The organism is Acidovorax temperans (genome assembly GCF_028596105.1).
Taxonomy (GTDB): Bacteria; Pseudomonadota; Gammaproteobacteria; order Burkholderiales; family Burkholderiaceae_C; genus Acidovorax; species Acidovorax temperans.
In genome coordinates this window covers 1753867-1775960 of sequence record NZ_CP117193.1, presented here as the reverse complement: position 1 = coordinate 1775960, position 22094 = coordinate 1753867, and the positions used below count along the sequence as shown (strand labels likewise).

Here is a 22094-nt window from a genome sequence, read left to right as displayed (position 1 = left end):
CGGGGTCTGGCGGGAGCACATAAGAAAAAACCCCAACCGAGAGTGGTTGGGGTTTGAATTTTGGTGGAGCTGGCGGGAATTGAACCCGCGTCCGTCAGCCTTCATCGAGCAGATCTACATGTTTAGCGGTCTGTTTTAAATCTCGCCATGAATATCGCGCAGTCGCACGCTACACCCACAGCCAGCACCCTATTTTCTTACCTCGACCCAAGGTACCCGGATCAAGGCCAGCCCATGTAATTATCCTTGCAGCCGGGAGGCACTGATTGCTCAGAACCCCCTTGCCCAGCCCATCGGCCAACTGTTGCAAGGCTCACTGGCAATTAAGCAGCGAGTGCGAAACGTTCGTCGTTTGCAGTTAGTTTTTTAAATCGAGATTTACGAGCGTGACTCAAGCTCGACATGCACCACACCGATTCCGAACCCACGTCGAAACCAGGACAGCCCCATGCGTCCTATTTTAGGCCACAGCGATCCATTGCAAGAGCTCGACTGGAGAATTAATTGAAGCATGCGCATTCCAGCTGGAAACATCGGAATGCGCACCCAAGTAGCCGTATGTTGCGCTCACAGTAGACATGCCCGCAGCATGCCCTGCCACGATGTCTCTCTCATCATCACCGACGTAGACACAGCGGCTAGGCTCCACTCCCAGGCGCCTAGCCGCTTCCAGTAGCGGAGCCGGATGCGGTTTGGCGTGGGGTGTCGTGTCACCACTGATCACCACACCAGCGGATGCAAACAGCGCAGTGGCCCGCACCAGCGGATCAGTAAAGCGGGCAGATTTGTTGGTAACGATGCCCCAAGGCAAACCTCGGGCCTGAAGAGATTGCAACAAATGCTCCACACCGTCGAATACCGAGGTCAACTCGGTCAACCGGTTCTCATAATTGACGAAGAACTCTTCACGCATGGCGGGAAAGTCGGGGTGCTCGGGCGTCATATCAAACGCCTTGTACAACATGCCCCGCGCCCCAGCGCCAGCCATGGGCCGGTAGTGATCCAAGGAATAAGACGTCAAGCCTCGATCCGTTCGCATCTTGTCAGCCGCAGCCCCAAGATCGGGCGCGCTGTCCACCAAGGTTCCATCCAAGTCAAACAGGACAGCAGCAACGTTTTTGAACATAGCGTGGATTTCAGGAAAACTTGCGTGCTGCCAGCATGTAGTTGACGCTGGTGTCTGTCGTCAGGGCATACCGCTGGGTTATCGGGTTGTATTCCATCCCTTTTGTGCCAACCAGGTCCAACCCTGCCTCGCGGCAGCTAGCGGCCAACTCACTGGGTCGAATCATCTTGGCATATTCGTGGGTGCCACGGGGCAGCATGTTGAGAACATATTCCGCCCCTACGATAGCAAGCATGAAAGCCTTGGCACTGCGGTGCAAAGTCGAGAAAAACACCCATCCGTCGGGTTTCACCAATTCAGCGCAAGCCCGCACCACAGAGCCGGGATCTGGAACATGCTCCAGCATTTCCATGCAAGTCACCACATCAAAGCTGGCGGGCTGCTCTTGCGCGAGCGCCTCGACACTGATTTCCCGGTATTGAATATTCGGAGTGCCTGTTTCCAAGGCATGTAACTGCGCAACCCTAAGTGACTTGGATGCCAGGTCAATCCCGGTGACATTTGCTCCTTTGCGCGCCATGGAGTCTGCCAATATCCCGCCCCCACAGCCAACGTCCAGAACTCGTTTCTGGTTCAGGTCAGCAAGGGCGTGAATCCAGTCCAAGCGAAGAGGATTGATTTGGTGCAGAGGCTTGAATTCGCTCTCTGGGTCCCACCAATGGTGGGCCAAGTCTGAGAACTTGGCCAATTCTGCAGGGTCTGCGTTGAGTGCTTCAGTCATATCGCCATTTTCCCCCAAGGACCTATGCCCTATCGAGGATGTACAAATCATCTGGACATAAAAAAAGCCCCGTCACCGGGGCTTTTTTTGGAGTAATCAGAGATTACTTGGTAGCACGGGTGCCGACCACTTCGATTTCCACGCGACGGTTCTTGGCGCGGCCTTCGGCAGTCTTGTTGTCAGCCACAGGTTGCTTTTCGCCCTTGCCTTCGGTGTACACGCGGTTCTTTTCGATGCCCTTGGACACCAAGTAAGCCTTCACAGCTTCGGAACGACGCACAGACAGCTTTTGGTTGTAAGCATCGGAACCCACGGAGTCAGTGTGACCCACAGCGATGATCACTTCCAGGTTGATACCCTTGACCTTGGAGACCAGATCGTCCAACTTGGCCTTGCCTTCTGCCTTCAGGACCGACTTGTCGAAGTCGAAGAATGCGTCAGCAGCGTAGGTAACCTTTTGAGCGGCAACAGCGGGAGCTGCTACGGCAGGAGCTGCTGCGGCGGGAGCTGCAGGAGCTGCCGCGGGTGCGGCGGCAGGAGCTGCTGCCTTGGCAGCGATAGCGCCGTCGCAGCCAGGAGCTGCCGTAGCAGGCGTCCAGTTGGCATCGCGCCAGCACAGTTCGTTGGTGCCGTTCTTCCAGACCAGATCGCCGGAACCGTTCTTCCAGTTGTCTACAGTTTGTGCGCCAGCGGCGGTTGCGAGCGCTGCAGAGGCAAACAACATCGCCACTTTGTTCAGTTTCTTCATGGTTCTCCTCTTGGGGAAAAAGCCGCAGCCGCGCTGCGAATCAGGACGCTTAGGGTGACCACCACCAAAAACGTTGAAACGATTGTGCCATACGTAACAGGCGAAAAGCGGCTCTACTTCATAAGGCACCGTAGGACAAAACCGCAATAGCCCGCATATGTTGCTCGGGCGCTACAAGCATCTAAGCCTAAAATGGCTCTCCTTTGCTGCCTCCGCCGTCCAAATGACCCAGTTTGCCAAAGAAACCCTGCCGATCAGTCTTGAAGAAGAAATGCGGCGCAGTTACCTCGATTACGCGATGAGCGTGATCGTAGGCCGGGCCTTGCCTGACGCACGAGACGGCTTGAAGCCGGTGCACCGGCGCGTGCTTTACGCAATGCACGAGCTCAACAACGATTGGAATCGACCCTATAAAAAGTCGGCCCGTATCGTTGGCGACGTGATTGGTAAGTACCACCCCCACGGGGACTCGGCGGTGTACGACACCATCGTGCGGATGGCGCAAGACTTCTCGTTGCGTCACATGCTGGTGGACGGACAAGGCAACTTCGGCTCGGTGGACGGTGACAACGCCGCAGCCATGCGGTACACCGAAATCCGCCTGGCAAAAATTGCTCACGAGATGCTGGGCGACATCGACAAGGAAACGGTTGATTTCGGCCCCAACTACGACGGCAGCGAAAAAGAGCCGCTGGTATTGCCCAGCAAGCTGCCCAACCTGCTGGTCAATGGCTCCGCAGGCATTGCGGTGGGCATGGCCACCAATATTCCACCGCACAACCTGAACGAAGTGGTGGATGCCTGCCTGCACATGCTGCGCAACCCAGATGCTTCCATCGATGAGCTGATGGAGATCATTCCCGCGCCTGACTTCCCCACGGCCGGGATCATCTACGGCATCAATGGCGTGAAGGACGGCTACCGCACCGGCCGCGGCAAGGTGGTGATGCGCGCCAAGTGCCACTTCGAGGACATCGACCGAGGTCAGCGCCAGGCGATCATCGTGGACGAGCTGCCCTACCAGGTCAACAAGAAGACGCTGCAAGAGCGCATGGCCGAACTGGTGCACGAGAAGAAAATCGAAGGCATCAGCCACATCCAGGACGAGTCGGACAAATCCGGCATGCGCCTGGTGATCGAACTCAAGCGCGGCGAAGTGCCCGAGGTGGTGCTCAACAACCTGTACAAGCAGACGCAGCTGCAGGACACCTTCGGCATGAACATGGTGGCGCTGATTGACGGCCAGCCCCGCCTGTGCAACCTGAAGGACCTGATCAGCGTCTTCCTGCAGCACCGCCGCGAAGTGGTGACACGCCGCACAGTGTTCGAGCTGCGCAAGGCGCGCGACCGCGGCCATGTGCTGGAAGGCTTGGCCGTGGCATTGGCCAACATTGACGATTTCATTGCCATCATCCGCAACGCCCCCACCCCGCCAGTGGCCAAGGCAGAGCTGATGACCCGCTCGTGGGACAGCAAGCTCGTGCGCGAGATGCTGACGCGCACGCGCGCCGATGGCGGTGTGATCAACGCCGACGACTACCGCCCCGAAGGCCTGGAAAAAGAATTCGGCATGGGCCAGGACGGCCTGTACCGCCTGTCGGAAACGCAGGCCCAGGAAATCCTTCAGATGCGTCTGCAGCGCCTCACCGGTCTTGAGCAAGACAAGATTGTGGCCGAGTACAAGGAAGTCATGGCGGTCATCGAAGACCTGCTGGACATCCTGGCCAAGCCCGAGCGTGTCTCGACCATCATTGGGGAAGAGCTTACATCGATCAAGCAAGAGTTCGGCCAGCACAAGCTGGGCGCACGCCGCTCCATCGTTGAATACAGTGCGCAGGACCTCTCCACCGAAGACCTGATTACCCCGACCGACATGGTGGTGACGCTCAGCCACACGGGCTACATCAAGAGCCAGCCGCTGTCCGAATACCGCGCCCAAAAGCGTGGTGGCCGCGGCAAACAGGCTACAGCCACGAAGGAAGACGACTGGATTGACCAGCTCTTCATCGCCAACACGCATGACTACATCCTGTGCTTCTCCAACCGGGGCCGCCTGTACTGGCTCAAGGTGTGGGAAGTGCCAGCCGGCTCGCGCGGATCGCGTGGACGCCCCATCGTCAACATGTTCCCGCTGCAAGACGGCGAGAAGATCAACGTGGTGCTGCCACTCACGGGCGACATGCGCAGCTTCCCAGCCGACCGCTTCGTGTTCATGGCAACCAGCATGGGCACGGTGAAGAAGACGGCGCTCGACGAGTTCAACAACCCCCGCAAGGGCGGCATCATCGCCGTGAACCTGGACGACGGTGACTACCTGATTGGCGCAGCCCTCACCGATGGCAAGCACGACGTGATGCTGTTCAGCGATGGCGGCAAGGCCGTGCGATTTGACGAAAACGATGTGCGCCCCCTGGGCCGTGCGGCGCGTGGCGTGCGCGGCATGATGCTGGAAGAAGGCCAGAGCGTGATCGCCATGCTGGTGGCCGAGGACGAGACACAAAGCGTGCTCACAGCCACCGAAAACGGCTACGGCAAACGCACCAGCATCGTCGAATACACCCGCCACGGCCGTGGCACCAAGGGCATGATCGCCATCCAGCAAAGCGAGCGCAACGGCAAGGTCGTGGCGGCCACGCTAGTGCATGCCGACGACGAGATCATGCTGATCACCGACAAGGGCGTGCTGGTGCGCACCCGTGTGAGCGAGATCCGTGAACTGGGCCGCGCCACGCAGGGAGTGACGCTGATTGCCCTGGACGAGGGTTCCAAGCTCAGCGGCCTGCAGCGCATTGTGGAAAACGATGCCAACGCGCCGGATTCCGCCACAGAGGCTGCTGATGAATCTGAAGGCGGTAACGCCAGCGAAGGCGATACAACGCCTGAGGCTTGACCGCCAAGCCGCAGCCACGGCTTTTAGCCTTGGCTGCATTTGCTATCAAAATCAGAGCTTCTACCGCTTACCCAGCAAGCGCTGGAAGCTCTTTTTATCATTAACCGATGAACCGCCCCTACAACTTCTCCGCCGGCCCGGCTGCCATTCCTGCCGAAGTCCTAGAACAAGCCGCTGCTGAAATGCTCGACTGGCACGGCAGTGGTATGGGCGTGATGGAGATGAGCCACCGGGGCAAGGAATTCATCTCGATTTACGAGCAGGCCGAAGCCGATCTGCGCGAACTGCTGGCGGTGCCGGCCAATTTCAAGATGCTGTTCATGCAAGGCGGTGGCTTGGCGGAAAACGCCATTGTTCCGCTGAATCTTTCGCGCGCAGCGACGGTGGATTTTGTGGTGACGGGCAGCTGGAGCCAAAAATCTCAAAAAGAGGCGCTCAAGTACGCATCGGAATCGCGCATTGCGGCCTCGGGGCAAGAGTCAGGGTTCACCACCCTGCCCGCGCCATCGACGTGGCAACTGAGCAAGGGCGCCAGCTATGTGCACCTGTGCAGCAATGAAACCATCCACGGTGTGGAGTTTCATGAACTGCCGGACCTCCAGAGCCTGGGCAGCGATGCACCGTTGGTCATCGACTTCTCCTCCCACGTGGCCTCGCGCGGCGTGGACTGGTCGCGCGTGGGTGTCGCGTTCGGCGGCGCCCAAAAGAACCTCGGCCCTGCCGGCTTGACGCTGGTGGTGGTGCGCGAAGACCTGCTCGGGCACGCCCTGCCGATCTGCCCCAGCGCGTTCGATTACAAGATCGTCGCGGACAACCAGTCGATGTACAACACGCCTCCCACCTGGGGCATCTACATGGCCGGCCTCACCTTCCAGTGGCTCAAGCGCCAGCGCGAAGGTGGTTTGACGGGCATCGCCGCCATCGAGCAGCGCAACATTGCCAAGTCCGAGTTGCTGTACAGCGCCATCGACAACTCTCAGTTCTACCTGAACAAAGTGGCAGTGAACTGCCGCTCGCGCATGAACATCCCGTTCTTCCTGCGCGATGAAAGCCGCAACGAGGCATTCCTGACCGGTGCCCGCGAACGCGGTCTGCTGCAACTCAAGGGCCACAAGTCCGTGGGCGGTATGCGTGCCAGCCTCTACAACGCCATGCCCCTGGAGGGCGTTCAGGCGCTGGTGACCTACATGCGAGAATTTGAACAAAAGCACGCCTGAGCGACTGCCACCCACGCCCCACCCATGAATACTCCGCAAGCATCCCCTGATCTCGCCAGCCTGCGCGTGCAGATCGACACCATCGACCAGCAACTGCTCTCGCTGCTGAACCAGCGGGCGCTGGTGGCCGAGCAAGTGGGCGAGGTCAAGAAACGCGAAGGCACGCCATTCTTCCGGCCCGATCGCGTTGCCCAGGTCATTGAAAAGATCACCACAGCCAACCCTGGCCCGCTCAAGGGCGCGCATGTGGCCGCCATCTGGCGCGAAATCATGTCGGCTTGCCTGGCGCTTGAATCGCCCCAGCGTGTCGCCGTGCTGGGCCCGGAAGGCACTTTCTGCGAGCAGGCAGCCATCGAGTTCTTTGGCGGCGCGGCCGACTTGATGTATTGCGCCAACTTCGACGAAGTCTTTCACGCCACCGCGGCAGGCAGTGCCCAGTACGGCGTGGTGGGCGTTGAAAACTCCACCGAAGGCGTGGTCACTCGTTCACTGGATTTGTTCCTGCACACCCCTACCCATGTGGTGGGCGAGGTGAGCTTGCTGGTGCGCCACAACCTGCTGCGCACTACCAACTCTCTGGACAACATCGAAGCGGTGTTGGCGCACCCCCAGGCCTTGGCCCAATGCCAGGCATGGCTTTCCAAGCACCTGCCGCATGCAGAGCGCCGCCCCGTCTCCAGCAATGCAGAAGGCGCACGCCTGGCCACCACCAATCCGGCCTGGGCCGCGTTGTCCAGCGAACGGGCTGCCAGTCAGTTTGGCTTGCACATCGTGTCGCACGCCATCCAGGACGATGCGTACAACCGCACACGGTTTGCCATCATTTGCCTGCCGCACACGCTGCAGACCCCACCACCTTCCGGCAAAGATTGCACCAGCCTGATTGTTTCCGTGCCCAACCGGCCCGGAGCTGTGCATGACCTGCTGGTGCCGCTGAAGAACCACGGGGTATCCATGACTCGGTTTGAGTCGCGCCCCGCGCGCACCGGTCAATGGGAATACTATTTCTACATCGACCTGGACGGGCATCCCGCACAGCCCCATGTAGGCCGGGCGCTGGAAGAACTGCGCAGCCTGTGCGCCTTCTACAAAGTGCTGGGTACCTACCCGGTCACTGCGTGAGGAGAGTCGATCCATGTTTGAACAACTGGGATTGATCGGCTGCGGCCTCATGGGCGGCTCCTTTGCGCTGGCACTGAAAAAGGCCGGGCTGGTGAAGCGCGTCGTGGGGTACAGCAAGTCGCCCTCCACCACCGACCGGGCTCGCCAGCTCGGCGTCATCGATGTAGAGGCGCCCTCCGCCCTGCTCGCCGTGGCAGGCGCTGACATCGTGCTGGTGGCTGTGCCTGTGGCTGCGACCGAAGCCACGCTCAAGGCCATCAAGCACTTGGTCACCCCCCAGATGCTGATCATGGATGTGGGCTCAACCAAGGCCGACGTGGTGCAGGCTGCACGGCGTGCGCTGCGTGATCAGGTGGGTTCCTTCGTGCCAGCACACCCCATCACCGGCCGCGAAGTGGCAGGGGTGGAACATGCAGACGCTGAGCTGTATTACGGCCGTCAGGTGATTCTGACCCCGACGGAACGCACACTCACCGCGCAGTTGCTGCAGGCGCAAGAAGTGTGGCAAGCCATTGGCTGCCGGGTGAGCAGCATGTCGCCTGAGTCGCATGACAGCGCCTTTGCTGCCGTCAGCCACCTGCCCCACCTGCTGGCATTCGCGATGATGAACACCCTCACCGGCCAGCCCGAGGGGGACGATTACCTGTCATTGGCCGGCCCTGGTTTCCGGGACTTCACCCGCATCGCGGCTGGCGAGCCGAAGATGTGGCGCGACATCATGCTGGCCAACCGTGATGAGCTGCTGGCGCAATCCAAGCTCTTTCAGCAAGCGCTGGCGCAGCTGGAACAAGCCATCTCCAGTGGCAACGCCCAGGCACTGGAAGACATGCTCACCCTGGCCAGCGAAACCCGCGCCCACTGGCGCATGGGTGCACAACGCACATCCAAGCAACCTTAAATGTTCACTACCGCTTTCCTTGATCTCCCCGCGCTGGATGCGGCTGCGGGTGAAGTGCTGCTGCCTGGCTCCAAAAGCATCTCCAACCGGGTTCTTCTGCTCTCCGCTTTGAGCCTGGGCACCACCACGGTGTACGACTTGCTGGCATCAGACGACACGCGCGTCATGCTGGACGGCTTGCGCCAGATTGGTTGCGAAGTCGAAGAATCAGGTAGCACGGTGCGCATTACCGGCCTGGGTGGACGCAAACCCGTGTCGCCCTGCAGCCTGTTCATGGGCAATGCAGGCACGGCCATGCGCCCACTGACCGCTGCGCTGGCGCTGCTGGGTGGCGAGTTTGAACTCTCGGGCGTGCCGCGCATGCACGAACGCCCCATTGGCGACCTGGTGGATGCCCTGCGGCAACTGGGCTGCCACATCGACTACCTGGGCAATCCCGGCTACCCTCCGCTGCGCATCGCGCACAGCAACGGAGTTCCTGCACTGGCACTGAACCATCCCATCCAGGTGCGTGGGGATGTGTCGAGCCAGTTCCTCACAGCGCTGCTCATGGCGCTGCCCTTGGTCGCCACCCAGACCGCTGTACACATTGAAGTGGTGGGAGAACTGATCTCCAAGCCCTACATCGCCATCACCCTGCAGTTGCTGGCGCGGTTCGGCATTCAGGTCCACCACGACAACTGGCAGCGGTTCACCATCCCTGCAGGCAGCCAGTACCAGTCGCCCGGCAGCATCTACGTGGAGGCGGATGCCTCTTCTGCTAGCTATTTCATAGCACTTGGCGCAATAGCATCAAGCGCTGAAGCCTCAAACTCCATCAAGATTCAAGGCGTGGGGCTGGACTCGATCCAGGGCGACATCCGCTTTGTGGAAGCAGCCCAGGCCATGGGCGCCAAAGTCACCGGCGGCCCCAACTGGCTGGAGGTGCAGCGGGGTGCATGGCCCCTCAAGGCCATTGATCTGGACTGCAACCACATCCCTGACGCAGCCATGACCCTGGCCGTGATGGCGCTCTACGCCACGGGCACCACCACCTTGCGCAACATTGCCAGCTGGCGCGTCAAGGAAACCGATCGTATTGCGGCCATGGCCAATGAGCTGCGCAAGCTGGGGGCCACCGTGCAGGAAGGCGCCGATTACATCCAGATCACGCCACCTGCCAGCACTGAGCACTGGAAAGCCGCAAGCATCCACACCTATGACGACCACCGGGTGGCAATGTGCTTCTCACTGGCGACCTTCAACCCAGCCCAGTTGCCGGTGCGCATTGAAGACCCCAAATGCGTGGCCAAGACGTTCCCGGATTACTTCGAGGCCTTCCTCGGCACCGCTGTGCTGCCCGCTCAGCGCATTCCAGTGATCTGTATTGACGGCCCTACCGCTTCCGGCAAGGGCACCGTCGCGGCAGAAGTTGCCAAGCGCCTCGGGTACCACTTTCTCGATTCAGGGGCCATGTACCGCATCACGGCCTACGCAGCACTCCAGGCGGGCTTGGTGATTGATCCAGCCCATGAAACAGCCATCGCCCAATTGGCCAAGAGCTTGCCAGTGCGCTTTGACGGTGGCCGTGTTTATCTGGGCAATGAAGACGTGACCGATGCTATCCGCACCGAAGAGGCGGGCATGAACGCATCACGCGTGTCTGCCCTGCCCTCTGTGCGCACGGCGCTGGTAGATCTGCAACACGGCTTCCAGCGCCTGCCCGGTCTGGTGGCAGACGGGCGCGACATGGGCACCGTGATCTTCCCAGACGCCCCTTTGAAGGTGTTTTTGACCGCCAGTCCAGCCTGCCGGGCCGAGCGGCGGTATAAACAGTTGATTTCAAAGGGTTTTCAAGCTAACATCGATGACCTTCGTGCCGATTTGGAAGCGCGCGACGCACGGGACAGTTCCCGCAGCGTGGCTCCTCTCAAGCCAGCGCAAGATGCTTTGGTCCTGGATAACTCCACTTTGACGATTGAACAAGCCGTCAATCAGGTGATGAACTGGTGGCTGGAGCGTCAACCTTTCGCAACCCCTGCGCAAGGCTGACAAGGCGGGTCGCAAGGCCCTGCCAAGCCCATTCCGCCCCTACCGCGCGTCAGCGCACAGGCGGTTTGGTTTTTTAACTTAACCCGCGGTCACACCGCAAAAAACCACCGCAAGCAGCTATAAAAACGGTAGCAATGGTGCTACCGGAATCCTGTTTGTGGCAAGGAAACACATGTCCGAATCTTTTGCCGCCCTTTTTGAAGAATCCTTGCAGCGTACGGAAATGCGCCCAGGCGAAGTCATCACCGCTGAAGTCGTGCGCGTTGAGCACAACTTCGTGGTCGTGAACGCTGGCCTCAAGTCCGAAGCCTACGTGCCGCTGGAAGAGTTCAAGAACGACAAGGGCGAAGTTGAAGTCCAAGTCGGTGACTTCGTTTCGGTGGCCATCGGCTCCATCGAAAACGGTTACGGCGACACCATCCTGTCGCGTGACACCGCCAAGCGTCTGGCTTCCTGGATGAGCCTGGAAAAGGCCCTGGAATCCGGCGAATTCGTCACTGGCACGACCAGCGGCAAGGTCAAGGGCGGTCTGACCGTTCTGGTCAACGGCATCCGCGCATTCCTGCCCGGTTCGCTGATCGATACACGTCCGATCAAGGATCTGACGCCGTACGAAAACAAGACCATGGAATTCAAGGTCATCAAGCTGGACCGCAAGCGCAACAACGTGGTGCTGAGCCGCCGCGCTGTGGTGGAAGCTTCCATGGGCGAAGAACGCGCCAAGCTGATGGAAACCCTGAAAGAAGGCTCCATCGTTCAAGGCGTGGTCAAGAACATCACCGAATACGGTGCGTTCGTGGACCTGGGCGGCATCGACGGCCTGCTGCACATCACCGACATGGCATGGCGTCGCGTGCGTCACCCATCCGAAGTGGTGACCGCTGGTCAGGAAATCACTGCCAAGATCCTGAAGTTCGACACCGAAAAGAACCGCGTGTCCCTGGGCCTGAAGCAAATGGGCGACGACCCATGGATGGGCGTGAACCGCCGCTACCCACAAGGCACTCGCCTGTTCGGCAAGATCACGAACATTGCCGACTACGGCGCGTTCGTCGAACTCGAACCCGGCATCGAAGGCCTGGTGCACGTGTCTGAAATGGACTGGACCAACAAGAACATCGCTCCCGCCAAGCTGGTTTCGCTGGGCGACGAAGTCGAAGTCATGGTTCTGGAAATCGACGAAGACAAGCGCCGTATCAGCCTGGGCATGAAGCAGTGCAAGGCCAACCCATGGCAAGAGTTTGCTCAGGAAACCAAGCGCGGTGACCGCGTGAAGGGCCCGATCAAGTCCATCACCGACTTCGGCGTGTTCGTGGGTCTGGCTGCCGGCATCGACGGTCTGGTGCACCTGTCCGACCTGTCCTGGAACGAGCCCGGCGAAGCCGCTGTTCGCAACTACAAGAAGGGCCAGGAAGTCGAGGCGATCGTGCTGGCCGTGGACGTGGACCGCGAGCGTATCTCCCTGGGCATCAAGCAGCTCGACGGCGACCCATTCACGACCTTCGTGACCGTGAACGACAAGGGCCAAACGGTGACCGGCAAGGTCAAGACCGTGGACGCCCGTGGCGCTGAAATCGACCTGGGCGACGACATCGTCGGCTACCTGCGCGCTTCGGAAATCTCCCGCGACCGCGTGGAAGATGCCCGCAATGTGCTGAAGGAAGGCGACGAAGTCACAGCCGTGGTGGTGAACGTGGATCGCAAGACCCGCAACATCCAGCTGTCGATCAAGGCCAAGGACCAAGCTGACCAGCAAGAAGCCATGGCCAGCCTGAGCCAGCAATCGAGCCGCGAAAGCGCCGGCACGACCAGCCTGGGCGCCCTGCTGCGCGCGAAGCTGGACAATTCGGAAAAGTAAAGCCGCTTCTGGCCGGGTAACCGGCCAGCTGGCAACATCGGGCGCACAAGTGCCCGCCGCTCGGGAAACCTCAAATTTCCCGGCGTGGTGGGTTTCTTATGCGCCCGTTCTCATTGGATAACGCGATGCCCCAAGACTCCATGACCCGCTCTGACCTCGTCGAAGAACTGGCCGCCCGCTTTGGCCAACTCACGCACAAGGACGCTGAATTCGCCGTCAAGACCATCCTGGACGCCGTGGGCGAAGCCTTGGTCAAAGGCCATCGGATCGAGATTCGGGGCTTTGGCAGTTTTTCCGTCAATCACCGCCCTCCTCGCATGGGCCGCAATCCACGCAGCGGCGAAGCCGTGGCGATCCCTGAAAAGCGCGTACCCCACTTCAAGCCAGGCAAAGCCCTGCGCGAAGCGGTAGACCGGCGCACCCAGCCCCTCGACGTGCAACCTTGAGCAGCCCCAAGAACCTTATATGGACGCCCCGAATAAGCCAAGCCCTCACTCACTGCTGCCAAGAAGGTAAAGATTGCACCCGTATATCCGGACTTGTTGTGGCGCGAGCCACGGTCCCTGATGGGAATCGCTGGTGGAGGTCCTATCGGTTCAACGCACTCCAAGTGCCACGTTCTTATCGGATTTCATCCACCACGGTCTGACCTGTCTTGCCATCACTTCATGATTGCTTGAGCAATCGGTTGGTTTTCTCCCGCTCCTCGTTCTTGTCGTGCCGGCGCTAGTTGCTCAGACCGACTCTCGTACGTAGCCCGGCTCGTAGCTCCTGTCATGCGCGAGCAACGCCCACACGATGCGGGCATTCTTGTTGGCCAGCGCCACCGCCGCTACGTTCTTGTTGCGCCGCTGCAGCACACCATTGAGCCAGCCACACTGCGCGCTGCCCTGGCCTTGGTGCTGGTCTTTTTTCTGGGCGTGATAGATCACCGAGCGCGCTCCGTGAATCAGCAAGGTGCGCAAATACGTGTCGCCCCGTTTGCTGATACCCAGCAGGTTTTGTTTGCCCCCGCTGGAGTGTTGGCGTGGCACCAGCCCTAGCCAGGCTGCCACCTGCCTGCCATCCTTGAAGTTCTTTGCATCCCCCAGAGATGCCACCAATGCGCAGGCCGTGATGGGGCCAATGCCGGGGATCTGCCCGAGTTTGCGACTCAAGTCGCTTTGGCGGTGCCAGGCCACGATTTGTGCCTCCAGCTCCTGCACCTGGCAGTCAAGCTCCTTGAGGTGCTCGAGCAGACGTTGTATCAACAGTCTAAACACGCCGGGCAACTCGTTGGCTGCATCCTCAATGAGCATTGGCACCCGTTGGGTAATGTGGCCTATGCCTTGGGGAACGATCACCCCAAACTCGGCCAGCAGGCCCCGGATCTGGTTGGCCTGTGCAGTGCGGGCCTTGACAAAGCCCTGGCGCACCCGGTGCAGGGCCAGCACGCCTTGCTGCTCCACGTTCTTGATCGGTACGAAGCGCATGCTCGGGCGGGTGACGGCTTCGCAGATGGCAGCCGCATCGGCTGCATCGTTCTTGTTGGTCTTGACGTAGGGCTTGACGAACTGGGGTGCCATCAGGCGCACGGTGTGGCCCATGCCCTGAAGCTTGCGCGCCCAGTGGTGGGCGCTGCCGCAGGCTTCCATGCCAATCAGGCAGGGCGGCAGGTTCACGAAGAAGGCAGCCATCTGTTCGCGCTTGAGCGGCTTGTTGAACACGGCTTTGCCGTGCTCATCCACGCCGTGGACCTGGAACACATTCTTGGCCAAATCGATGCCAATGGTTGTAATCTTCATGGTGGACGCTCCTGCTCGTTGAGGTGGAAAAACTGACATCTCCACTGTGGCACTTTCGATGCCGTTTAGGGTGGGGGCGTCCATCCCATTGGTTCAAAGATCAGCGCTGCGAAAACCACACGCGGTACGGGCAGTCCGGTAAAGCGCGACAGATACGGCACTCCATCCCCATGCCACTGCATGGCACACAAACAGCATCAAAATTCATAGCACCTCGCGCTTTATTCACGGGCGCTACAGGCCATTTCTATTGAATTTCGAGCATTCCTACCTCTCCACAGCGCTCGAAATAACGCTGAGGCGGTCAAGGCAGTCAGCCCAGGCGCTGCACGTAGAATCTCCGCACCACCGGGGACACCATGAAATACCTGCTGTGGCTGCTGAAAGCGGCCATTTTCTTTACCCTGTTTGCGTTTGCGCTGAACAACCAGCAAGACGCCACCGTTCACTTCTTCTTTGGCACGCAATGGCGGGCGCCACTGGTGTTGGTGGTGCTGACCGCTTTTGCGGCAGGACTGGTCACCGGGGTGCTGGGCATGGTGCCGCGCTGGTGGCGGCATCGCAACATCGCGCTGAAGGCGCAGCAAACGGCGGCAACCACGCCCCCTGCGCAGACCACAGCGTCTGCTCCAGCAGTTCCCCCTGCACCTAACGACTACCCGCCTGTTCATGGAATTTGATGCAACCTGGATGCTGCTGGGGCTGCCCCTGGCCTTTGTGCTGGGCTGGCTGGCCTCGCGGTTTGATCTGCGCCAGCTGCGTGCAGAAAACCGCAGAGCCCCCAAGGCCTACTTCAAGGGCCTGAACTTTCTGCTGAACGAGCAGCAGGACCAGGCCATCGATGCCTTCATCGAGGCCGTGCAGAACGACCCCGACACCTCGGAACTTCACTTTGCGCTGGGCAACCTGTTTCGCCGCCGTGGCGAGTACGACCGGGCGGTGCGGGTGCACGAGCACCTGCTCTCGCGTGGCGACCTGACACCGGCCGACAGGGAACGAGCCCAGCATGCCCTGGCCCTTGATTTTCTGAAGGCCGGCTTGCTCGACCGCGCCGAGGACGCCCTCAACCGCCTGGAGGGGACGCCCTTCGAGGCCCAGGCACGGCTTGCCTTGCTGGCCATTTACGAACGTTCACGCGACTGGTCGCACGCAGCCAGCATTGCTCAAAAAATGCATGCGGCAGACCAGGGTGACTTCAGCACCCGACAAGCCCATTACCTCTGCGAGCAAGCCCTGGCGCTGAGCGTGCAAGGTGATCGCGCAGGCGCGAAGGCGCTGCTTGAACAAGCCATTGCGGCTGCGCCCGACGCTGCCCGGGCCCGCATTGAGTTGGCACGGCTACAGCAATTGATGGGCCAGCCCGATGCCGTGCTGGCCACCCTGCAGACGCTGGGCGAACGGGCCCCCGCCGCCCTGCCCTTGGCCGCCCCGCTGCTGGTAGAGGCCGGCAACGCCACTGGCCGCCAAGCCGAAGTGCATGCACGGCTGGTAGCACACTACGAGCAATCGCCCAGCCTGGATGTTCTGGAAAGCATCGTGGCCATGGAAGCCGCCAATGACGCCACCCAAGCCACCGCGCGGGTGAGGTATGTGCAGCACCTGGACAAGGAGCGCTCGCTGGTCGCGGCGGCCAAATGGCTGTCGGCAGAGAAGCTGGAACATGAAGAATTCCACCCACAGATCCAGCGCGCTCTGGAACACGCGGTGAAGCCCCTGACTCGCTACCGCTGCGCCGCCTGTGGTTTTGAAGCCCGCCAGCATTTCTGGCAATGCCCCGGTTGCCAGACTTGGGACAGCTACCCCGCACGCCGGGTGGAAGAACTCTGAGCCCGGCGTACCAGCACGCTCCTTGTCAGTTTTCGTTTTCAGGCCGATCACCATGCTCAAAAAACTCTTCTTTTGCGTTGCTTTCTTTTTTGCTGCCGCGGCCTTTGCTGCCGTGGATGTGAACCAGGCCACCGAGGCAGACCTGGACGGCGTCAATGGCATTGGCCCGGGCTTGTCCCAGCGGATCCTGGCCGAACGCGAGAAGGGCGAGTTCAAAGACTGGGCTGACTTGATTGAGCGCGTCAAAGGTATTGGCGACAAGACTGCAACCAAGTTCTCGGCAGGCGGGCTGACCGTGCAAGGCAAACGCTTCAACGCGGCAGCCTGGGCCAGGGCACAAGCCAAAGCCAAGAACAAAGAAGGCACGGCACCACGGCAGACACCAACCAAAAGTGCTTCGCCCGCAAGTCAGGCCGCCGAGCCTGCAAGCCAGCAACCTGCTGCGCAGCCCAAGCCCTGAACTCAGGGCGTAGCAGCCCTTACTGAGTCAAAAGAAACCCTCGATCCTTTCCGCGGGGGTTACGAGAGGGTGCGTGCGACGCGGTGCACGCAGCTTCGCAGTGCCCTGTCTGCTCGGGCGGAGCAATAGCCCAAGCCCATACCGCCCTATTTTTTCAGTGCGAATGCCTACCTTCTAGAATGGGCCGCACATGTCTTTGACCACCCTCGTACTCCTCCCATTCATTGGCAGCCTGCTGGCGGCCGTCCTGCCGACCAACGCGCGGAACACCGAGTCCACCTTGGCGGGTCTCGTCGCGGTGTTTTGCGCCATCCAGGCGGCTCTGTACTTTCCAGACATTGCCAATGGCGGCGTGCTGATTCAGCACATTGAATGGATTCCCCAGCTGGGGTTGAACCTGACGCTGCGACTGGACGGGTTTGCCTGGATGTTCTGCTTGCTGGTTCTGGGGGTGGGCAGCCTGGTGGTGCTCTATGCGCGCTACTACATGTCGGCGGCCGACCCGGTGCCGCGCTTCTTCTCGTTCTTCCTTGCCTTCATGGGCTCCATGGTGGGCGTGGTGCTGTCGGGCAACCTGATCCAGATCGCACTGTTCTGGGAACTGACCAGCCTGTTCTCGTTTCTGCTGATCGGGTATTGGCACCACCGCAAAGACGCCAGGCGAGGCGCCCGCATGGCGCTCACGGTCACCGGCACGGGCGGGCTGTGCATGCTGGCGGGGATGCTGGTGCTCGGCCATATCGTGGGCAGCTATGACCTGGACACAGTGCTGGCCTCGGCCGCCAAAATCCAGGCGCATCCGCTGTACCTCACGGCGCTGGTGTTGATCCTGATGGGCGCACTCACCAAGAGCGCGCAGTTCCCCTTTCACTTCTGGCTGCCGCGTGCGATGGCTGCGCCCACCCCCGTGTCGGCGTACCTGCACTCGGCCACCATGGTCAAGGCGGGGGTTTTTTTGCTGGCACGGCTGTGGCCGGTGCTCAGCGGCACCGAGCCCTGGTTCTGGCTGGTGGGCGGTGCGGGCTTGTGCACCTTGCTGATTGGCGGCTATGCGGCCATGTTCCAGAACGACCTCAAAGGGCTGCTCGCCTATTCGACCATCTCCCACCTGGGCCTCATCACCCTGCTGCTGGGCCTGAACAGCCCGTTGGCCGCCGTGGCCGCCGTGTTCCACATCATGAACCACGCCACCTTCAAGGCGTCGCTGTTCATGGCCGTGGGCATCATTGACCATGAAACCGGTACGCGCGATATCCGTCGCCTGTCGGGCCTGCGCAGCATGATGCCCATCACCGCCACGCTGGCCATGGTGGCCAGTGCCGCCATGGCGGGGGTGCCGCTGCTCAACGGCTTTTTGTCCAAAGAGATGTTCTTTGCCGAAGCCGTGCTGGTAGACGCCACCCCCTGGTTGCAGTGGTTGCTGCCCGTGGCCGCCACGGTGGCGGGCATGTTCAGCGTGGCCTATTCACTGCGTTTCACGGTAGACGTGTTTTGGGGCCCACGCGCCACCGATCTTCCCCTCACGCCCCACGAGCCCCCGCACTGGATGCGCGTACCCGTGGAACTGCTGGTACTGGTGTGCGTGATTGTGGGCACGCTGCCCGCATGGTCGGTTGGCGCCTTCCTGGCAGCGGCAGCACGGCCCGTGGTGGGCGGCGACTTGCCTGAATACAGCCTGGCGATCTGGCATGGGGTGAACATGCCGCTGGTGATGAGCCTGGTGGCACTGGCAGGCGGAATCGTGCTGTATGCCCTGTTGCGTTGGCAACGCGCCAAAGGCACGCTGGACGCCCCACCGCTGATGCACCGGATTGACGGCGAACGCCTGTTTGCGGGTGCGCTGGCGCGCCTGAGCCTGGGCGGGCGCAATGGCCGCCGCGCCCTGTCCACCAAGCGGCTGCAGTGGCAGATGCTGTGGCTGGTTGCTGCCGCCGTGGTGGCCAGCAGCTGGCCGCTTTGGTTGCGCGGCCTGCACATTGGCGACCGCGCTGGCCTGCCACTCTCACCCGTCTTTGCGGTGTTGTGGGTGATTGGCGGTGCCTGCGCCGTGGCGGCTGCATGGCAGGCCAAATACCACCGCCTGGCGGCCCTGACGCTGGCCGGGGCTGCGGGGCTTTGCGTGTGCATCACGTTCCTGTAGTTCTCTGCGCCCGACCTGGCCCTCACACAGATCGTGGTGGAGGTGGTCACCACCATCCTGATCCTGCTGGGACTGCGCTGGTTACCGAAGCGTGACGAAAATCTGCGCCCCTCCTCACAGGCGCAGGAGCGACGCACCCTGCTGCGCCGCTGGCGTGACATGGCCCTGGCCATAGCGGCCGGCGGGGGCATGACGGTGCTGGCGCTGGCCATGATGAGCCGCCCCTTCCCTGAAAGCACTTCCACCTTCTTCCTGGAGCGGGCACTGAGCGAGGGCGGGGGCACCAACGTGGTCAACGTGATGCTGGTGGACTTCCGGGGCTTCGACACCTTCGGAGAAATTGTCGTGCTGGGCATCGTGGCCCTCACGGTGTACGCCCTGCTGCGGCGCTTCCGGCCCGCGCGCGAAGTCATGGACTTGCCCCCGCAACAGCGCGCCCTGCCGCCGGATGTGGCCACCGACCTGGCCAACCCGCGCCAGACCGCCGACACCGCCGTGGGCTATCTGACCGTACCCGCTGTGCTGGTGCGGCTGCTGCTGCCCTTTGCCACCTTGGTGGCGGTTTACCTGTTCATGCGCGGACACAATGAGCCCGGCGGCGGCTTTGTGGCCGGGCTCGTGTTTTCGGTGGCGCTGCTGCTGCAATACATCGTCTCGGGCACCACCTGGGTGGAGGCCCATCTGGCGCTCTATCCCCGCCGCTGGGTCGGCGCGGGCATGCTCGTGGCACTGGCCACAGGGCTGGGCTCCTGGTGGTTTGGTTATCCGTTCCTGACCAGCCACACCGCCCACTTCCACTGGCCGTGGGTGGGCGAGGTGCTCATCGCCAGCGCCTTGTTCTTTGACATCGGCGTGTTCACACTGGTGGTGGGTTCCACCCTGCTCATCCTCACGGCCATTGCCCACCAATCGGTGCGCAGCCACCGATTCCACGCGCGCGTGCAGGCAGACGAAGCCGAGGCCGCCGAAGCTGCATCCACAAGTACAACAACAGTTCCACCGATGGATTCACCGGTTGCGCCCACAGCGGCCCGCGCACCCTTCACAAACCATCCCCAAGGAGGCCAATGATGGAAATGGTTTTGGCCCTGGCCATCGGGGTACTCACTGGTTCGGGTGTCTGGCTGCTGCTGCGCCCGCGCACCTTCCAGGTCATCATGGGCCTGGCGCTGCTGTCCTACGCGGTCAATTTGTTCATCTTCAGCATGGGGCGGCTGGGTCTGGCCATTGGCAAGGAACCTGTGCTGCAGCCCGGCCTGCCGCAAGACCTGGCGCACTATGCCGACCCCATGCCCCAGGCGCTGGCCCTCACGGCCATCGTCATCGGTTTCGCCATGACGGCCCTTTTCCTGGTGGTCTTGCTGGCCTCGCGCGGCCTGGCGGGCACCGACCATGTGGATGGCACACACGCCGAAGATGCAGGCGACTGGCATGACTCCTACCAGGACTCTTACCACGACGCCCTTCCTCGCTCCACCCCAGAGGGGCAAGGACAAGGCACGGCGCAGCCCTCTCCTTCCGGGCTAGCCAGCCCCGGAGGGCGCCAGCCATGAACGCCATCCTCTCTTTTGTGGCCTCGCACTGGATGCCGCACCTCATCTTGGTTCCCATCGTGCTGCCACTGCTGACGGCGGGGCTGATGCTGTTGCTGCGCGAAGAGCAGCAGCGCAGCAAGGTGGCTCTCAACCTGGGCTCCACCGCGCTCGGGCTGCTGGTCACGGTGCTGTTGCTGCTGCAGGCCAAGCAACCGGGCATGCCGGGCAGCCTGGGCATCTACCTGCCGGGCAACTGGCCGGCGCCCTTTGGCATTGTGCTGGCGCTGGACAGGCTCTCGGCCATGATGCTGGTGCTGTGCTACAGCGTGGCACTGGCCGCAGCCGCCTACGCCAGCGCACGCTGGCACCGGGCCGGTGTGCATTTTCATCCCCTGTTCCAGCTACAGCTGATGGGGCTGGCCGGGGCGTTTCTCACGGCAGATCTGTTCAACCTGTTCGTGTTTTTCGAGATCATGCTGGCCGCTTCGTACGGCCTGCTGCTGCACGGATCGGGCCGCCCGCGCGTGTCTGCGGGCCTGCACTACATCGCCATCAACCTCGCGGCGTCTTCGCTGTTCCTGATTGGCGCGTCCATGCTGTACGGCATCACCGGCACGCTCAACATGGCAGACCTTGCCCAAAGCATCGCCGGCGTGGCCAGCACCGACCGCGGTCTGCTGCACGCTGCCTGCGCCATTCTGGGCGTGGCCTTTCTCATCAAGGCAGCCCTGTGGCCGCTCAACTTCTGGCTGGTGCCCGCCTACAGCGCCGCCACCGCCCCCGTAGGCGCACTGTTTGCGCTGATGACCAAGGTGGGCGTGTACGTCATCCTGCGCCTGTGGACCTTGCTGTTCAGCCCCGACGCCGGCCCCTCGGCCCAGTTCGGCAGTGCCTGGCTGGTGGGCGGCGGCATGGTGACCATGGCATTTGGCGCGGTGGGCATGCTGGGCTCGCAGCGGCTGGGGCACCTGGCGGGCTTTGCCGCCATCAGTTCATCGGGCACGCTGCTGGCGGCCGTGGGCATGGGCCACAACCAGCTCACCGGGGGCCTGCTGTACTACCTGCTGAGCTCCACCGTGGCCGTGAGTGCGCTGTTCCTGCTCACCGACCTGATTGAGCGCTGGCGCAATGACGGCTTCAGCGTGGCGCCCTATGAGCGCAAGGACGATGCCCCCTTCCTCTCGGCCGACCTGGTGCACAGCGCCTCTGCGCCGCTGGACGACGATGAACAGGAAGTGATCGGCGAGGTCATTCCTGCTGCGGCAGCGTTTCTGGGGCTGGCCTTCATCACCTGCACGCTGGTGGTCGCGGGGCTGCCGCCGCTGTCGGGCTTCATCGGCAAATTTGCGCTCATCCACGCCCTGCTCAACCCGCTGGGCCTGGGCACGGCGGGTGCCCCGCTGGCCATGAGCAGCTGGGTCATGGTGGGGTTGATGCTGGTGTCGGGTCTGTTCGCCCTGGTGGCGCTCACACGGGTGGGTGTGTTGCATTTCTGGTCAGCACACGACCGCGCTGCACCCAAGCTGCTGGTGATGGAAGGCCTGCCAGTGGCCCTGCTGGTGCTGATGTGTGCAGCGCTGGCCTGGAAGGCCGGGCCCGTGCTGCGCTACACCGAGGCCACCGCCAACGCGCTGCATGCACCGGCGGGTTACATCCGTGCCGTCATGTCTGCCCAGCCCGTTCCCAACCCCACGGCCGCACCCGCAGGGTCGCAGCAAGAAACCAGGCCATGAAACG

Annotated in this window: 15 protein-coding genes, 1 other RNA gene and 2 pseudogenes; 13 read left to right on the top strand and 5 right to left on the bottom strand. The window is 61.7% G+C overall.

Annotated elements, in window-relative coordinates; all coding sequences use genetic code 11:
- Positions 1 to 61: 61 nt before the first annotated feature.
- From ssrA to ompA, 4 genes are all read right to left on the bottom strand, one after another.
- Positions 62 to 448: a transfer-messenger RNA gene (gene ssrA, locus PQV96_RS08425) on the bottom strand.
- A 12-nt stretch (positions 449 to 460) separates the two neighbouring features.
- A complete protein-coding gene (gph, locus tag PQV96_RS08420; RefSeq protein WP_207374012.1) occupies positions 461 to 1126 on the bottom strand; it encodes a phosphoglycolate phosphatase in 666 nt (221 codons plus the stop codon).
- 10 nt (positions 1127 to 1136) lie between these two features.
- Positions 1137 to 1847: a bifunctional 2-polyprenyl-6-hydroxyphenol methylase/3-demethylubiquinol 3-O-methyltransferase UbiG gene (gene ubiG / locus PQV96_RS08415; protein WP_207374013.1), complete on the bottom strand. Its 711-nt coding sequence runs from the start codon at positions 1845 to 1847 to the stop codon at positions 1137 to 1139.
- A gap of 103 nt (positions 1848 to 1950) precedes the next feature.
- The gene (ompA, locus tag PQV96_RS08410; RefSeq protein WP_142080975.1) at positions 1951 to 2595 is read right to left on the bottom strand and encodes an outer membrane protein OmpA; all 645 of its coding nucleotides are present in this window, start codon (positions 2593 to 2595) and stop codon (positions 1951 to 1953) included.
- Between the two features lie 223 nt (positions 2596 to 2818).
- On the opposite strand from ompA, the gene gyrA reads away from it, so the two are divergent.
- The 7 genes from gyrA to PQV96_RS08375 all read left to right on the top strand — a co-directional run bounded on the left by gyrA (position 2819) and on the right by PQV96_RS08375 (position 13057).
- Positions 2819 to 5485 carry a DNA gyrase subunit A gene (gyrA, locus tag PQV96_RS08405; protein WP_198846287.1) on the top strand — a complete coding sequence of 889 codons (2667 nt, stop codon included), beginning with the start codon at positions 2819 to 2821 and terminating at the stop codon, positions 5483 to 5485.
- A gap of 107 nt (positions 5486 to 5592) precedes the next feature.
- On the top strand, positions 5593 to 6702 hold the full coding sequence (gene serC / locus PQV96_RS08400; protein WP_207374015.1) for a 3-phosphoserine/phosphohydroxythreonine transaminase: 1110 nt from the start codon (positions 5593 to 5595) through the stop codon (positions 6700 to 6702).
- A 24-nt stretch (positions 6703 to 6726) separates the two neighbouring features.
- Positions 6727 to 7824 carry a prephenate dehydratase gene (pheA, locus tag PQV96_RS08395; protein ID WP_044398580.1) on the top strand — a complete coding sequence of 366 codons (1098 nt, stop codon included), beginning with the start codon at positions 6727 to 6729 and terminating at the stop codon, positions 7822 to 7824.
- Between the two features lie 13 nt (positions 7825 to 7837).
- Complete coding sequence (locus PQV96_RS08390; protein ID WP_066697951.1) at positions 7838 to 8722, top strand: prephenate dehydrogenase; 885 nt, start codon at positions 7838 to 7840, stop codon at positions 8720 to 8722.
- A complete protein-coding gene (locus tag PQV96_RS08385; RefSeq protein WP_273624976.1) occupies positions 8723 to 10753 on the top strand; it encodes a bifunctional 3-phosphoshikimate 1-carboxyvinyltransferase/cytidylate kinase in 2031 nt (676 codons plus the stop codon). It begins immediately after the preceding gene.
- 172 nt (positions 10754 to 10925) lie between these two features.
- Complete coding sequence (gene rpsA / locus PQV96_RS08380) at positions 10926 to 12611, top strand: 30S ribosomal protein S1 (RefSeq protein ID WP_142080983.1); 1686 nt, start codon at positions 10926 to 10928, stop codon at positions 12609 to 12611.
- A 140-nt stretch (positions 12612 to 12751) separates the two neighbouring features.
- A complete protein-coding gene (locus tag PQV96_RS08375) occupies positions 12752 to 13057 on the top strand; it encodes an integration host factor subunit beta (RefSeq protein WP_474794345.1) in 306 nt (101 codons plus the stop codon).
- A gap of 288 nt (positions 13058 to 13345) precedes the next feature.
- Here PQV96_RS08375 and PQV96_RS08370 read toward each other — a convergent pair whose 3' ends face one another.
- Entirely contained in the window at positions 13346 to 14395 is a 1050-nt protein-coding gene (locus PQV96_RS08370; RefSeq protein WP_027814485.1) for an IS110 family RNA-guided transposase, read from the bottom strand.
- Positions 14396 to 14754: 359 nt separating this feature from the next.
- Between PQV96_RS08370 and PQV96_RS08365 the strand changes: the two genes are divergently transcribed.
- The 6 genes and pseudogenes from PQV96_RS08365 (at position 14755) to PQV96_RS08340 (ending at position 22090) form a co-directional block, all read left to right on the top strand.
- Complete coding sequence (locus PQV96_RS08365; RefSeq protein ID WP_066696217.1) at positions 14755 to 15075, top strand: LapA family protein; 321 nt, start codon at positions 14755 to 14757, stop codon at positions 15073 to 15075.
- Positions 15065 to 16222: a lipopolysaccharide assembly protein LapB gene (gene lapB, locus PQV96_RS08360; protein ID WP_142080985.1), complete on the top strand. Its 1158-nt coding sequence runs from the start codon at positions 15065 to 15067 to the stop codon at positions 16220 to 16222. The genes PQV96_RS08365 and lapB overlap by 11 nt, the downstream gene beginning before the upstream one ends.
- A gap of 52 nt (positions 16223 to 16274) precedes the next feature.
- A complete protein-coding gene (locus PQV96_RS08355) occupies positions 16275 to 16682 on the top strand; it encodes a ComEA family DNA-binding protein (RefSeq protein WP_142080987.1) in 408 nt (135 codons plus the stop codon).
- A gap of 190 nt (positions 16683 to 16872) precedes the next feature.
- Positions 16873 to 19893: pseudogene (locus PQV96_RS08350) on the top strand (monovalent cation/H+ antiporter subunit A).
- Positions 19893 to 20240, top strand: a pseudogene (locus PQV96_RS08345) (Na+/H+ antiporter subunit C); the annotation flags it as partial. The pseudogenes PQV96_RS08350 and PQV96_RS08345, both read left to right, overlap by 1 nt.
- A 131-nt stretch (positions 20241 to 20371) precedes the next feature.
- The gene (locus tag PQV96_RS08340) at positions 20372 to 22090 is read left to right on the top strand and encodes a monovalent cation/H+ antiporter subunit D (RefSeq protein WP_273624975.1); all 1719 of its coding nucleotides are present in this window, start codon (positions 20372 to 20374) and stop codon (positions 22088 to 22090) included.
- Positions 22091 to 22094 lie beyond the last annotated feature (4 nt).

Coding starts and splice junctions, on each gene's coding strand:
- PQV96_RS08375 (WP_474794345.1), top strand. CDS start 12,752: ATGACCCGCTCTGACCTCGTCGAAGAACTGGCCGCCCGCTTTGGCCAA.
- PQV96_RS08365 (WP_066696217.1), top strand. CDS start 14,755: ATGAAATACCTGCTGTGGCTGCTGAAAGCGGCCATTTTCTTTACCCTG.
- lapB (WP_142080985.1), top strand. CDS start 15,065: ATGGAATTTGATGCAACCTGGATGCTGCTGGGGCTGCCCCTGGCCTTT.
- serC (WP_207374015.1), top strand. CDS start 5,593: ATGAACCGCCCCTACAACTTCTCCGCCGGCCCGGCTGCCATTCCTGCC.
- PQV96_RS08370 (WP_027814485.1), bottom strand. CDS start 14,395: ATGAAGATTACAACCATTGGCATCGATTTGGCCAAGAATGTGTTCCAG.
- PQV96_RS08390 (WP_066697951.1), top strand. CDS start 7,838: ATGTTTGAACAACTGGGATTGATCGGCTGCGGCCTCATGGGCGGCTCC.
- gph (WP_207374012.1), bottom strand. CDS start 1,126: ATGTTCAAAAACGTTGCTGCTGTCCTGTTTGACTTGGATGGAACCTTG.
- PQV96_RS08340 (WP_273624975.1), top strand. CDS start 20,372: ATGAACGCCATCCTCTCTTTTGTGGCCTCGCACTGGATGCCGCACCTC.
- PQV96_RS08385 (WP_273624976.1), top strand. CDS start 8,723: ATGTTCACTACCGCTTTCCTTGATCTCCCCGCGCTGGATGCGGCTGCG.
- gyrA (WP_198846287.1), top strand. CDS start 2,819: ATGACCCAGTTTGCCAAAGAAACCCTGCCGATCAGTCTTGAAGAAGAA.
- ompA (WP_142080975.1), bottom strand. CDS start 2,595: ATGAAGAAACTGAACAAAGTGGCGATGTTGTTTGCCTCTGCAGCGCTC.
- rpsA (WP_142080983.1), top strand. CDS start 10,926: ATGTCCGAATCTTTTGCCGCCCTTTTTGAAGAATCCTTGCAGCGTACG.
- ubiG (WP_207374013.1), bottom strand. CDS start 1,847: ATGACTGAAGCACTCAACGCAGACCCTGCAGAATTGGCCAAGTTCTCA.
- pheA (WP_044398580.1), top strand. CDS start 6,727: ATGAATACTCCGCAAGCATCCCCTGATCTCGCCAGCCTGCGCGTGCAG.
- PQV96_RS08355 (WP_142080987.1), top strand. CDS start 16,275: ATGCTCAAAAAACTCTTCTTTTGCGTTGCTTTCTTTTTTGCTGCCGCG.